A 14483-nucleotide genomic window follows, 5' to 3' on the forward strand; every position below is an offset into this window, starting at 1 on the left:
ATTCGAAGGACCTGCGGTTGCCCTTGCCTCTCTGCCCTCCCCAGAGAAACCTGCCGTATCCGTTCTTATCCGTCCCTCCGCGCCGATCCGTGTAAGCCTTCCTTCGCCCACCCCAAAAAACTGTCATCCTGAGCGAAGCCGAAGGACCTGCGGTTGCCGTTGCCCTCCTTTCCGCCGCCTTGAGAAACCACATCTACTTCCACCCAAGTAAACTAGGACAGAGACGAAACCATGGCGACCGAGACCGCAGAGCAATTCACCACCACGCGCAAGCTCATCCTCCACGACGCCCTCGCCTTTCTCACCCTCACCGCCATCACCATAGCCCTCTTCGCCGTCACCCTGCTCCTCTTTCACTCCTTCGAAGCGCACCGCGCCGAACTCGCCATCCGCTGGGCCGGACGAGGCCTAGCCGCCTTTCAGGCCAATCAGCCCGTACAGGCGATTACCGCCTACCGCACCGCGCTCACCTACGACCCCGACCAGCGCAGCTACGAACTCATGCTCGCCCAGTCCCTCGCCCGCGCCGGCCGCATCGAGGAGTCCTACACCTACTTCGTCGGCCTCTGGGAGAGCCGCCCCGGCGACGGCTTCATCAACCTCCAGCTCGCCCGCCTCGCCGCCATTCGACGCTCCGGCAAGCTCTCCGGCGATCCCCAGGCCGCCATCAACTACTACCGCGCCTCCATCTACGGCACATGGGAGGGCGACGCCATCGAGCGACGCCGCGCCGGTCGGCTCGAACTTGCCCGCTACCTCATCGCCCAGCACGACCCCGCCGCCGCCCGCGCCGAACTCCTCGTAGCCGGAGGCAACGCCCCCGACGATTCCCAGCTCGACCTCACCCTCGGCAAGCTTCTCGACCAGGCAAACGCCCCCCAGGAAGCGCTCACTTACTACAAGAAAGCTCTCGTGAAGCAGCCGAAGAACCTCGAAGCACTAACCGCCGCCGCACAGCTCACCTTCGCCGCAGGCGACTACACCACCGCCAGAAGGTTTTTCGAACGTCTCGTCCACGAAGCCCCCGAGAACGCCCAGGCCGCGACCCTCCTCGCCCAATCTCAACTCCTCATCCAACTCGCCACACCTGAATCCCTCGCACCGGCAGAGCGCGTCCGTCGGATTCTCGCCGAGCTCCCTATCGCGAAAAAGCGCCTTACCGACTGTCTCGCCGCCGAACCATCGACCGAGCTGCAACCACTCGTCACCCGCTGGACCACCGCCGAACCCACCCTCAACCGCAAAGCCTTCGTGTCAGATCCAAACACCCAGATCGCCGCCATCCAGCTCATCGATGACACCGAGCTCACTACAGACCAGCACTGCGCCGCTCCCACAGGCACCGACGCACTTTTGCTGCTTCTCGCAAAATCCGCCCATCCTGTGACCAGCAACGACTAGCCCATCATCCGCAACCGGCAGAATAAAAGTGTCCGGTTTGACAAATCCGAGCCTCATAGACCCCCCGTGAGGAAGACGAGGCGATCAGAGTACCGTACCTCAGCCCGACGAAGTCCAGACCTAACCCGCCTGTTTAGAAGACTTTCGTACTTCAGGTACGGGGGGTGGGGTACCTTCAAATGAGGGTCATCTTCGCCAGATTCTGAATGGCCGACAGCTAGCCGTCCAGGCATCAATCTCTGCCCTTGTACCCTGAGAACTGCGCCACCAGAAATGCACGATGCCAACAACACCTGAACCCATCCTCGATCCATCGCCAACACAATCGCCAGCAGGTCGCGAAGACCGCATCTTCCTCGTGCTGTCCATCTTCATCGGCGTCATCTCCGGTCTGCTCGTCGTCGCCTTCCGCATGGCCATCGACTGGCTCACAGTCCTGCTTCGCGGCTCCTCACCGCAGCCTCATCAACTCCGCCTCATCATCGTCCCGACGCTCGCCGGCATCGTCATCGCCCTGCTCGTCCGCTATGTCTTCCCGGAAGCTCGCGGAAGCGGTATCAACCAGACCAAAGCCGCGCTCTACATCCGAAACGGCTACATCTCTAGCCGAACTGTAGTCGGCAAGTTCCTGCTCTGCGCCCTCGCTCTCGGCGCTGGCTATTCATCCGGTCCAGAAGATCCATCGCTCCAGATCGGCGCAGGAGTCGCCTCGCTCGTCAGCCGCCGCTTCGGCCTCTCGCGCGCTCGCCTCCGCGTCTTCGCCCCGATCGGCGCAGCAGCAGGCCTCGCCGCAGCCTTCAACGCCCCGATCTCTGCCATCCTCTTCGTCATCGAGGAGGTCATCGGCAACTGGAGCGCTGCTGTCCTCGGTTCCATCGTCCTCTCCGCCATCTCCGGAGTCGTCGTCGCCCGCGCCTTCTGGGGAGCAGCGCCGATGTTCCGCATTCCCGCCGTAACCCTCGTCGACTCCCGCGAACTCCTTGCATATGCAGTCCTCGGCGTCGTCGGCGGAATCGCCTCACTCGTCTTCACCAAGGCTCTCGGCTGGCTCAGACCACTCGCTCGCCGCCAATCCGCAGCCTGGCAGCTCGCGCAGCCCGCCATCGCAGGCTTCCTCGTCGGCTGCATCGCCTATCTGGGACTTCCGCAGATCATGGGAGCTGGATACGATGTTATGGATCAGGCCATGCACGCGCAGTTTGCCTGGAAGATGCTGCTGCTCCTCGCTGCCTTCAAGATCATCGCCACAACCATCTCCTTCTCGAGCGGAACGCCCGGCGGAATGTTTGCCCCCACGCTCTTCATCGGAGCCATGCTCGGCGCGTCAGTCGGCACCTTTGAGAAGCTCTTCTTCCCCCATCTCACCGGCTCAGTCGGCTCCTACGCTCTCGTCGGCATGGGCGTTCTCTTCGCCGCCTTCATGCGCGCTCCGCTCACCTCCGTCTTCATGGTCCTTGAGGTCAGCGGCAACTACTCTATCGTGCTTCCCGTCATCATCGCCAACACGATCGCCTACCTCATCTCACGCTCGCTCCAGCCAGCGCCGATCCTCGAGATCTTCACCCATCAGGACGGACTCGACCTGCCGTCCATGGAAGAGCAGCGCGAAGAGGCAAACCTCCACCTCGAAGATGCTCTCCACCCGATCACCGTTCCAGTCCTCCAGGGCTCAGAGACCATCGCCGAGACCATCCGCTCGCTCGCCCAGTACAGCGAAAGCACCGACGAAATCGCCATCCTGATCCACTGCACCGATCAGCTTTGGTACGCGGCAACTCGTCACGAACTCGAAGCCCTCATGACCGAAGACGAAGCGAGCCTCGAAGCCAAACTGGGTCCCGAACGAACGCCAGTCCTCTTCCCCGACCTACCCCTCTCAAGCGCCTTGCCTCACTTCCAGCGCTGGCCGCTTCTCCCAATCACCAACCGAGCCATGCGAGGCTCCCTCGAAGGCGCTGTCTCTCTCGAAGACGTACTGAAGCGTTACCAGCAACACGAACCCTCGCACTGAACCGCTGTCTGTCATCCCCAAGTACGATGGAGTCTCTGATGACGACCGCTCAAGGACTCCAACTCGTAGCCGCTCTACTCTCCGTCATTCTCCTGACGGTCCTCGTCCTTCGCGTCAAGATCCACCCGTTCCTCGCGATCCTCTGCGCCTCCATCTTCCTCACCGTAGCTGGCAGAGTTCCCGTAACTCAAGCCGCAGCCTCCTTTAGCACCGGCGTCGGAGCGACCCTCAGCCAAGTCGCCGTTGTCCTCGGACTAGGCGCAATCCTCGGCCAGATGCTCGCCGCATCCGGCGGAGCCGAAACCATAGCAGCCACGCTCCTCCAACGCTTCGGCGAGAAGAACCTCTCGTGGGCAATGCTTCTCCTCGGTTTCGTCGTCGGCATGCCTGTCTTCTTCGAGGTAGGATTGGTCCTCCTGATCCCGATTGCTCTTACGGTGGCTCATCGCAGCCGTCGCGCACCGATCGCCGTAGCGCTTCCTATGCTGGCAGGATTGTCCATCGTCCACGGACTCATTCCGCCCCATCCAGCAGCGCTCCTGGCCATGACGATCTACCACGCAGATATCGGGAGAGGCATTCTCTACGGTCTGCTCATCGCCCTTCCGGCCGCAGTCCTCGCCGGTCCGATCTACACTCTCCTCATCGGGAGAACACCCGTGATGCAGCGTCTCAGTACCGATCTGCTGGTCGAAGAGATCGAGGGCGAAGGACGTCGTCCCGGCATTCTCCTCGCCTCATCTATCACCCTGTTTCCCGTAATCCTGATCCTCATTGGCAGCCTTGCCGACAAGCTCACCCGTCTTGGAAGCCCAGTCAACACAGGACTTCACGCCATCGGGGTCCCCTGGGTCGCGCTCCTGATCGCCGTCCTCTGGAGCTTCTATGCCCTCCACCGCACTCGCGGCATCACCCTCGCACGGATGGAAGAACTCTCCCAGCAATCCCTCGCCCCAATGGCCGGGTTCATCGTCATCCTCGGCGCAGCAGGAGGCTACTGCCGCATCCTGCAGGATTCAGGTATCGCCCAGACCATCGTCTCTGCGGCGCTGCGGGCGCACCTGCCCCTGATCTTGCTCGCTTGGCTCATCGCGGCTGGTATTCGTCTCGCGACAGGTTCAGCGACCATCTCGATGATCACCTCCGCAAGCATCACCACCGCCGCAATTGGCACAACCGTCGTTCCTCATCCGGAGCTACTCGCCATCGCCAGCGGAGCCGGCTCGCTCATCTTCTCTCACGTCAACGACGGCGGCTTCTGGATGATCAAAGGCTTCCTTAAGCTCTCGCTTAAAGAAACCTTCGCCACTTGGTCCGTCATGGAGACCATCCTCTCCATAGCGGGACTCGTCCTTGCCCTTCTACTCTCCGCGATTCTTCCCGCCTAAGCTTCAGCCGTCCGTGTCGGTTTCGACCCCACATAACCGTAGTACGCGATAAAGATGTAGCAAAGTACCGGCACGACGAACGCGTGATGGATACCGATCGCGTCCGCTAACTTGCCCTCGCCGTAGGGAATGATCGCCCCACCAACAATCGCGGCTACCAGCAAGCCCGAACCCTTACCCGTGAGCGGCCCAAGCTCCGCGATGCCCAGGGTAAAGATCGTCGGGAACATGATCGAATTGCACAGCCCGACCAGAAGGATCGTCCAGACGGCAACATGGCCAAAGGTCAACATTGAGGCAATCACAAGCAGCGCCGCGAGGATTGACACCATGCCCAACACTCGACCCGGGCGGAACTTCTGCAGCGTAGCTGAGCCGATAAACCGACCGATCATGGCGCCGAGCCAGTAGAGCGACACCAGCTTCGCCGCGACCTGCACGGTCAACCCGCCTGTATCCGGCTGCGTGAAGTAGTTCACCAGGAAGCTCCCAATCGCCACCTCCGCGCCCACATAGACGAAGATCCCGACTGCTCCCAGCACCGTATGTTTGTACTTCCAGATGCTATCGCCCGTATGTCCAGCGCCCGGCCGAAAGTCCTGCGTCTGCTCGATCTTCGGCAGCTTGACGATCGCAATCGCCAATCCGAGCAGAACCAGCGCCAACGCGATGTAAAGATACGGCAGTTTGACCGACGACGCCTCGTGAATCTTGTAGGCCTGCAAAGTCGATGCTGACATCGCCCGCATCTCCTCAATCGTCTTCGGAGCCGCACTCAGGATCAGGATGCTGCCGAAGTAAGGCGCCAGCGTTGTGCCCAGCGAATTGAAGCCTTGCGCCAGGTTCAACCGGCTCGAAGCCGTCCGCTCCGGCCCGAGCACGGACACGTAAGGATTTGCCGAGACCTGCAGCGTCGTGATTCCTGCGGCCAGCACGATCAGCGCTCCAAGAAATAGAGGGTAAGAAGGAGCAGCCGCAGCCGGTATAAACAGCACCGCGCCAACCGCCATCACCAACAGCCCCACAACCATGGTCCGCTTATAGCCAATCCTTTCCACCAGCTTGCCGGCAGGCAGCGAGAAGATGAAATAGGAGGCAAAGAACGCTGACTGCACAAGACTTGCCTGCGCGAGGCTGAGGTCAAAGATCGACTTCAGGTGCGGAATCAGGATGTCGTTCAGCGACGTTAGGAAGCCCCACACGAAGAAGAGCGTCGTCACCATCGAGAGCGCGGCCGTGTTGGTCGTCCCTGGGTTATTGGCCGTTCTTGCCCCGGTGTTCGTAATCGTTCCTGCCATCAGCTAGGTCTCCCACTCATCGCGCTCATTATGCCGCGGTCAGCGATCATGGTGTCATCTACCTCCCCTGACCGTCAATCAAACGCCGTCAATCGCGGGCTCATGAGCCGAGGGCATGCGATATACTTAGGTTATATAGCTACGGCGTATGTCCTCGCACTCTTCCGTGCGGTTGAACGTCGGGAGCTTCATTCATCACCAGGAGCGGGATCAGCATGTCGACACGAAGATCGGTCGCCTTATCCCTTCCGGTGTTCCTTTTTGCCTGCCTGATCCTTGCGGCCAATGTCCGAGCCCAGGATGCCGTCACCTTCCAGTTCGACGAAGCCAGTTCCCATCCCTTCGTTGTTCTCCGATTCGAGCTTGAACCCAAAGCAGGAGATGGTCTCACCCAGGCACGGCGAGTCAGCACCACCCAGAAAAACTATCGGCTTACGCCCTTCGACATTAGCAATCCGGTGCTACAGGCCAGCGATTCCTCCAGCCTTGTGCCTGCAACTGAACTAGCGCGTCAGGTGACCGCCGCGCAGTGCTTCGGTGTCGGTGCGCAAGCCGCTCCCTGAATCCTTCCTTCATAAATTGTTGCGCCGTTCAGCAGGCTTAGCCTTGCTGCACCATTTAGACTTACCGATGGGCTGACCCGCGCCCGCGCACCCCGAGAAGGACACTACGTTGCTTAATACAGTTATTGCCAAGGTCTTTGGAACCAGTAATGAACGTGCCGTAAAACGGCTTCTGCCAATTATTCAGCAGATCAACGGCTTCGAGTCGGCCGTCGAGCCGCTCACCGACGAGCAACTCCGCAACAAGACCGTCGAGTTTCGCCAGCGGATCGCTGATTCGATTGCATCCGCAAACGTAGCGGCCGATGACGCCGACGCCCTCTACGCCGCAGAAAAGGTTGCGCTCGACGCCATCCTCCCCGAGGCCTTTGCTGTCGTCCGCGAGGCCGGTAAGCGCATCGTGGGCATGCGTCATTTCGACGTTCAAATGCTCGGCGGCATTGTCCTTCACTCCGGCAAGATCGCCGAGATGAAGACCGGCGAAGGCAAGACGCTCGTCGCCACGCTTCCCTGCTACCTGAACGCGCTCGCCGGTCGCGGTGTCCATGTCGTCACGGTCAATGACTACCTCGCCAAGCGCGATGCCGAGTGGATGGGCAAGATCTACGGCTTCCTCGGCCTTTCCGTTGGCGTCATCGTCCACGACCTCTCCGACCAGCAGCGCCGTGAGGCCTACGGCTCCGACATCACGTACGGAACCAACAACGAGTTTGGCTTCGATTATCTTCGCGACAATATGAAGTTCGAGCTTCCCGATCAGGTGCAGCGCGGCCAGTACTACTGCATCGTCGACGAAGTAGACTCGATCCTCATCGACGAGGCCCGCACCCCGCTCATCATCTCCGGTCCTACCGATCAGACTACGGACAAGTACGCCCGCGTCAACCTCATCATTCCCAACCTCGAGCTCGGCGAACTCATTGAGACCATCGACAACAAAACATGGTCAGGCGACTTCGTCATCGATGAAAAGTCCCGCTCCATCACCGTCACCGATGAAGGCTGGGAGAAGATCGAAGGCCTGCTCGGCATCGGCAACATCGCCGACCCGGAAAACTGGGATCTGAAGCACCACGTCGAAACTGCCATCAAGGCTCACAACCTCTACAAGCGCGATGTCGAATACGTGGTCAAGGACGGCGAGGTCATCATCGTCGACGAGTTCACCGGGCGTCTCATGCCCGGCAGGCGTTGGTCCGACGGCCTGCACCAGTCCGTCGAAGCGAAGGAAGGCGTGGCCATCCGCAAGGAAGACCAGACGCTCGCCACCATCACCTTCCAGAACTACTTCCGCATGTACAAGAAGCTCTCCGGCATGACCGGCACTGCCGAGACCGAGGCCGCCGAGTTCGACAAGATCTACAAGCTCGATATCGTCGTCGTCCCGACCAATCGCACCATGCTGCGCCTGGAAAATGCCGACGTCGTCTTCCGGACCACGAAGGAAAAATACTTCGCCGTAGCCGATGAGATCTCGCGTCTCCACCTCGAGAAGCAGCCCGTTCTTGTCGGCACCACGTCGATCGAGAAGTCGGAACTGCTCTCCGACATTCTCAAGCGCAAAGGCGTTCGCCACGTCGTTCTCAACGCAAAGTTCCACGAGAAGGAGGCCGAGATCGTCGCCCAGGCAGGACGCCTCGGCATGGTCACCATCGCCACCAACATGGCTGGCCGCGGTACCGACATCCTGCTCGGCGGCAACGCCGACTTCATGGCACGGCAGGATCTCGTCAAGAAGGCTCAGGCTCGTGCCGTCTCCGCCGCCGAAGGGGCCATTTCGCCGGTCGCCGCTCCCGGCATGGTCCGCTTCTACTATGCGAGCCAAGAGTTCGAGACGACACAGGCTTCATGGGACGGAGCCATCGCCAGCCACGCTGCCGCAGCACAGGTTGAGCACGACGCGGTCGTGGCCGCCGGTGGCCTCCACATCATCGGCACCGAGCGACACGAATCCCGCCGCGTCGACAACCAGCTTCGCGGACGCGCCGGACGCCAGGGCGATCCTGGCGCTTCGCGCTTCTACCTCTCGCTCGAAGATGACCTCATGCGCATCTTCGCCCGCGAGTGGGTCTCCACGCTGCTTCAACGCCTGGGCATGGAAGAGGGCGTGCCGATTGAATCAGGCATGATCTCCCGCCGTATCGAAGCGGCACAGAAGGCGGTCGAAACGCAGAATTTCGAATCGCGCAAACACATTCTTGAGTACGACGACGTCATGAACAAGCAGCGCGAGGCCGTCTACGGCCTTCGTCGCCAGCTCATGGAGGGTGTCGACCAAAAGCAGCTCATCACGGAAGACTACCTCTCAACGATCCTCTCCAACATCCTCGATGAGAACGCCCCGGAGAAGGTCCACGCAGACGAGTGGAAGTCTGAGGCCATCTTCAGCCAGCTTTACGACCTCTTCGGGGCACATCTTGAGAGCGAAGTTGACATCGCCACACTCAACCGGCACGAGCTTGGGGAGAAGATCTTCGAGACGCTCCGTGGTCGCTACGACATCAAGGAGCAGATCCTCGGCGCACAGGCCATGCGCTACCACGAACGCATCGTGATGCTTTCCGTCCTCGACGGTCTTTGGAAGGATCATCTCCTCGCTATGGATCACCTCAAGGAGGGCATCGGTCTTCGCGGCTATGCCCAGCAGGACCCGCTCGTCGCCTACAAGAAGGAGTCCTTCGAGATGTTCGAAGGTATGATGATGCGCTTCCAGGAAGACACCACGCGGCACCTCTTCCGTATGCAGATCATCGGCCCCGATGGCACACCGATCGAAACCGCCGAGCAGCTTGCCCAGGCTCAAATCCAGGCACCTCCTCAGCAGGAAGCATCGCCAGTACCTGAGCTGCAATCAGCGGTCCAGCAACGGCTACCGGGAGGAACACCGGACATCATTCCCGCCGCCCCGCAGCGACAGGCTGTCCCGGTACCCACTCGTCCAGCATCGACCACCATCGACGCTCTGGAACGCGAGTTCGAGAAGAAGAAAAAACGCGAGCTTGAGCAAGCGCGATCAGCAGGTGCTCCAACAGCCAACGGCAGCGGACCACGGCGCAGCGGCGAGAAGGTCGGCCGCAACGACAAATGTCCCTGCGGCTCCGGCAAGAAGTACAAACAATGTCACGGTGTCAACGACGCATAGGACTCATTGAGGAGCTGGAAATGGTGCCTCGGGGTACCATCTCTTGTCTACTTGGCAGTGAGATCGTCGAGCAGCAACTTCGCCTTCGTTGCCAGGGTCTTGGCTGCCTCCGCATCGCCCGTGCCCAAGGCCTGCTTCGCCTGCTTCAGAAAGTATCTGACGTTGCGGAGTTGCGCCGGCTGCGATCCTTGTGCACTCTGCTGAAGGTCCTGGACCCGATGCTCACATGATTCGATCAGCTCTGCCGTTGCCTGCTGTGTCTTCGGGCTGGAGTCACCGCCAGCCGACAACTCTCCGATCGAGCCCTCCGCCGTCGGAGCAGCCATCGCCGCATCGACTGGCGGTGACACAGGCTCAACTACCGGCGCCTTGGCCGCATTCTTCTTGGAAGCACGCTTTGGTTTGGCCTGCGTAACTTTAATCGCAGGCGCTTGAGAGACGCTGTCCGGCGGCGGGCTGACCATCGACGGCGACTCAGGGGTTGGTGGCTGGGCGTCGGGAGCCTGCAGGATTGGCGGCAGCGTTGGGGGTGCCTGCCGATGATGGCAGCCACTCAGGATCAACGCCGTCACAAGGCTCATAGCGCCGCATCTTAGCCGACCCTTCGCACCGCCCGCCCAAATGTTCTTCAAGAGTGTTTCTCCAACTCTGTCATTCTTAGTCGTCCCAGCTCGCGGGAGTTAGCCCCGGAACTCGCAGAAATTACCGGAAGACGCAATGTAAACGTCGTTCCAGCGGAAAGTGAATCAGGCCGAGGGTTCGTACTTGATCGTACTTCCAATGCGCCGCCGTGCATCTGCAAAATGCGGTAGGTCATGGCGAGTCCGATTCCACTTCCCATCGTTTTGGTTGTGAAGTAGAGATCAAAGATACGCGGCAGCAACTCTGGAGAAATTCCTTCCCCTTCGTCGATCACCTCAATCACTGCGTTCTGTCCTTCACGACGCGCTTCGATCCGTATCAGGCCACCGCGCGGCATCGCCTGCATCGCATTCAAAAGCAGGTTGAGAAGAGCCTGGCGTATCAGGTCGTTGTCGACACAAACAGTCAGCGGCACCGCGGCCTTGATCTCGATCTGAACGCCATTCTCTGACATCTCTGTACCAGTCAACTCGACAACAGTCGCGATCAGTCGTCTGAGATCGTACTCGCCCAGGTGTAGCTCCATCGGACGCGTAAAGTCGGCCAGTGTCTGCACCACGCGGTCCAGGCGCTGCATCTCTCCAGCAAGGATATCGACATGGCGCTGGGCTCCCCGGGCCGCATCCCCGTTGTCGCCAGCAAGCTTGCTGCGGAGCAGTTCCAAGTGAAGCACCATTGCATTGATCGGATTCTTGACCTCATGCCCAACGCCTGCGGTGAGGCGGCCGATTGCCACTAGCCGGCGCGATACCTCCAACTCCTGCTCTAATTTCTCAGCAGACTCCATATCGCGTAGCGTAATCAACGCGCCGGCCTCTCCTCGTCCACTCGCATCGTGGATACGATTCATTGAGAGCTGGATGCGTCGACCATCTTCAAGAGTAACGGTCTCAGCAGTGGTTTTGGATTCGCTGATGAATGCCGTCAGCGCCGCTGTTCCTAATGGCGAATCCAGAGAAAAAATGTCTTCAAGCAGCTTGCCTACGAGGATCTCGTCGCGTCGATCAATGAGGTGAGCTACCGCATCGGAGACCATCACGGCCCGGCGATCCGCCGTAAATAACAAAACTCCGTCCCGCAGCGTGTCGAGCATCTGGTTCAGATTCGATTGCAGCGCAGTGTACTCCGCCTCCGTGGTCCGCATGCGGCGACCCAGCTTATCGATGGTGCGGGTTACTCTCACCACAGCGTCGTTCTCTGAACGCAAAGCCGGAACCAGCGGTTGCGGTGCTTCCTCTACCTCTGACTGTGTCAGCTTCTCGAGTTGCTCGCTGATCCTGTTGATCGGCTTCAGCGCTGCATTGGCCAGCAAAGCTGCCGCCGCCATAGAGACCAGCGCAGCCGCCATTGCGACCCACAATCCTGTCCGAAGCAGGGGTGTGGATGTCGCCCGCATAAAACTCGATCTCAGTCCCACATGCACCACGAGAAATGGCAGACCGTTCCTATCCAGAGGAACAGCAATATCCAGCACATGTGGCTTGCCGAACATCTCCCGAACCTGGAGCCAGATGCTTGCATCACGCACCTCGCGGAGGCTCATGAGTGAACTCGCTTGCTGATCGAGGGAGTCCGGATCGGTACTCACCAGCGTAAGACCACGCGCATTGGTGACGCTCACCTCCTGCACGGTAGGCGAGTATCGGATGATCGCGTTCATGATGTCGGCCAGAGGATCGTGGCTGCGCAGAGCGTCCAGTACTGCCGCCTGCAAGGCTTCATCCGAGCGGTCAATGGGAGGATGCTCGCGCAGGCCTGTCTCAATCGCCTGGCGCGTCATCAGGACCACTTCGTGAGCAAGCACCTCATTGTCGGAGTTCGTCTGAGAGATGCGCTGTTTCAGCAATGCGCCCAGGAACAAGGCAGACAAAAGAAGCACTATCGCAAAGGTCATTCCCATTGCCGATAGCACCAGCTTCGTCCTCAAGCGCATTGGCTAGGAAACTCCGTTGGCAGCTGCGTTATATTCTTTCAACTTATTCTGCAGCGTCTTCGAGCTGATGCCAAGTATCTCCGCAGCCTTCGTCTTGTTGTTGTGCGTCGAGATCAGTGTCCGCAAAATCAACTGCTTCTCTGCTTCGTTGACCGTTGTACCCACCTGAACGCGAACCGCGTTATCGTCTGCAGTCTGCCGCTGGGGCGCCATCTCGTACATCGGCACGCCGCGTGGCATCGCTCCGTGCGCAGCCGGGGCAAATCCCGGCTCGCCGAAGCGCGGCGGGAGATGCTCGATCCCGAGAAGACCTGTGCCCGCAAGAATCGTCGCGCGTTCGATCGTGTTTCGCAGTTCGCGCACATTCCCCGGCCAGTCATAGGCCACGAGCCGTGCAAGTAGTCCGTCCGTCAATCCAGAGACGGAGCAATGGTGCCGCTCGTTCATAGCATCGATCATCTTCGCCGCGATCGGCTTCACGTCGCCACGATGCCCTCGAAGAGGAGGCATCTGGATGTTGAAGACATTCAAGCGATAGAACAAATCGCCCCGGAGCTCACCGTTGGCTACAGCCTCCTGCGGATTCTTATTCGTCGCTGCGATTACCCGTACATCAACCGGTGTCTCGACCTTGCTACCCAGACGCCGTAGCTTGCGGTCTTCGAGCACTCGCAGAAGCTTCGCCTGTGTGGCTGCCGGCATCTCGCCGATCTCATCCAGCAGCAGCGTTCCTTCTTCAGCCAGCTCGAAACATCCTGCTCGTCGTTCCACTGCACCGGTAAACGCACCGCGCTCATGCCCAAAGATCTCGCTCTCAATCAGCGTCTCCGGGATTGCCGCACAATTCACAGCCACAAACGGCTTGTTCCGGCGGGAGCTTAGATCGTGCAGAGCACGAGCCACCAACTCCTTGCCAGTCCCGCTCTCGCCCGTTACCAATACTGAAACGTTCGACGGAGCGACCCGCTCGATCAGCGTAAAAATTGCCTTCATCTCCGGCGAATTTCCTACCAGCGGACCGAGTACACCCGTATCCCGCAGCTGTCTTCTCGTCACCTCAAGCGCAACGTCGGCCTCGCGCTGGCGGCTCGCGTTCTGCAGAATCGTCTTCAATCGCACCGGTTCAACCGGCTTCGGCAGGTAGTCGTACGCGCCCATGCGCATTGCCTCAACGGCCGATTCAATCGACCCCTGCGCGGTCAGTACCACCACGGCAACCCGCTGCGGCAACTCCATCAACCGACTAAGCAACTCCATGCCATCCATCCTTGGCATCATCAGATCGGTGACAACGATCGAGGGGGACCACTGAATGACTCGCTCCAACCCCTCTGCACCATCTGCAGCACACTCCGCCCTGTACCCCCAGGATTCGACCAGCTCTGTCAATCCTGTACGGGCGTTCTGCTCATCCTCGACAATTAAAACCTTCTCCAACCTGTACCGTCCTATCTATATGCCTCGCCAACATCGCGCACTGGGACTTTATTTCCTATTAGGACGTAAAAAAAACGCCCGTGATATCAGCAGGCACGTCGCTATGTTATAGTTTCGCACCGATGAGGGACTTATGTGACATTGCTGACACCAAGTTACCTATGCCGTCCGCAACTTATAAATTAGTCATCCCAAGTAACGTACCTAATGGCAGTCCGAATATTTGCCGCTCTTCGGTAATTTCTGGATGTCGACATCCTCACGTTATTCTTAAAGAATGCTAGAAGCCGAGATCACCCCGGAAGTTTTTGTCGCATACCGCCAACAGCCCACCGAACCCGATATGCCGAAGCTCATCCTGTTAGACGTACGCGAGCCGTGGGAGTACCAGGCAGCACATCTGCCGGATTCAATCCTCATTCCGATGGGAGAAATCCCCTCCCGCGTTCACCAGGAACTCGATCCCGACGACCACATCGTCGTCCTCTGCCACCACGGAGCACGGTCACTGAGCGTCACCATGTGGCTCCGGCAGCAAGGCTTCGAGCGTGCGCAGTCACTGGCAGGCGGCATCGATCACTGGTCGCGCACCATCGACCAAACCGTTCCGCTCTACTAGCCCCCGCTGGTCATTTCGCAGCAAAGCGGAGGAATCTGCTTCTTCCTCC

The 14483-nt window shown here is 59.7% G+C and carries 10 protein-coding genes; 6 read left to right on the forward strand and 4 right to left on the reverse strand.

Features of this window, described 5'->3' with window-relative positions; translation table 11 throughout:
* The first annotated feature begins 231 nt into the window (after window positions 1-231).
* The 3 genes from OHL20_RS02890 (at window position 232) to OHL20_RS02900 (ending at window position 4800) form a co-directional block, all read left to right on the forward strand.
* A complete protein-coding gene (locus OHL20_RS02890; RefSeq protein ID WP_263381710.1) occupies window positions 232-1401 on the forward strand; it encodes a tetratricopeptide repeat protein in 1170 nt (389 codons plus the stop codon).
* Window positions 1402-1681: 280 nt separating this feature from the next.
* Window positions 1682-3412: a chloride channel protein gene (locus tag OHL20_RS02895; protein WP_263381711.1), complete on the forward strand. Its 1731-nt coding sequence runs from the start codon at window positions 1682-1684 to the stop codon at window positions 3410-3412.
* Window positions 3413-3450: 38 nt separating this feature from the next.
* A complete protein-coding gene (locus tag OHL20_RS02900) occupies window positions 3451-4800 on the forward strand; it encodes a GntP family permease (RefSeq protein ID WP_263381712.1) in 1350 nt (449 codons plus the stop codon).
* Here OHL20_RS02900 and fucP read toward each other — a convergent pair.
* On the reverse strand, window positions 4797-6098 hold the full coding sequence (gene fucP, locus OHL20_RS02905; protein WP_263381713.1) for an L-fucose:H+ symporter permease: 1302 nt from the start codon (window positions 6096-6098) through the stop codon (window positions 4797-4799). The genes OHL20_RS02900 and fucP overlap by 4 nt on opposite strands.
* Window positions 6099-6313: 215 nt before the next feature.
* Here fucP and OHL20_RS02910 point away from each other — a divergent pair, with 215 nt between their 5' ends.
* Window positions 6314-6661: a hypothetical protein gene (locus OHL20_RS02910; RefSeq protein WP_263381714.1), complete on the forward strand. Its 348-nt coding sequence runs from the start codon at window positions 6314-6316 to the stop codon at window positions 6659-6661.
* Window positions 6662-6770: 109 nt separating this feature from the next.
* The gene (gene secA / locus OHL20_RS02915; protein ID WP_263381715.1) at window positions 6771-9803 is read left to right on the forward strand and encodes a preprotein translocase subunit SecA; all 3033 of its coding nucleotides are present in this window, start codon (window positions 6771-6773) and stop codon (window positions 9801-9803) included.
* Between the two features lie 47 nt (window positions 9804-9850).
* Here secA and OHL20_RS02920 read toward each other — a convergent pair whose 3' ends face one another.
* The 3 genes from OHL20_RS02920 to OHL20_RS02930 are packed head-to-tail and all read right to left on the reverse strand — an operon-like array spanning window position 9851 to window position 13815.
* Window positions 9851-10435 (reverse strand): hypothetical protein, encoded by a 585-nt coding sequence (locus OHL20_RS02920; protein WP_263381716.1) that lies wholly within the window; start codon window positions 10433-10435, stop codon window positions 9851-9853.
* Window positions 10432-12378, reverse strand: coding sequence for a sensor histidine kinase (locus tag OHL20_RS02925; RefSeq protein ID WP_263381717.1), 1947 nt, complete (start codon window positions 12376-12378; stop codon window positions 10432-10434). The genes OHL20_RS02920 and OHL20_RS02925 overlap by 4 nt, the downstream gene beginning before the upstream one ends.
* Window positions 12379-12381: 3 nt before the next feature.
* Entirely contained in the window at window positions 12382-13815 is a 1434-nt protein-coding gene (locus OHL20_RS02930; protein WP_263381718.1) for a sigma-54-dependent transcriptional regulator, read from the reverse strand.
* A 343-nt stretch (window positions 13816-14158) separates the two neighbouring features.
* Between OHL20_RS02930 and OHL20_RS02935 the strand changes: the two genes are divergently transcribed.
* Window positions 14159-14434, forward strand: coding sequence for a rhodanese-like domain-containing protein (locus OHL20_RS02935; RefSeq protein WP_263381719.1), 276 nt, complete (start codon window positions 14159-14161; stop codon window positions 14432-14434).
* Window positions 14435-14483 lie beyond the last annotated feature (49 nt).

The sequence above is a fragment of the Granulicella arctica genome (genome assembly GCF_025685605.1).
Taxonomy (GTDB): Bacteria; Acidobacteriota; Terriglobia; order Terriglobales; family Acidobacteriaceae; genus Edaphobacter; species Edaphobacter arcticus.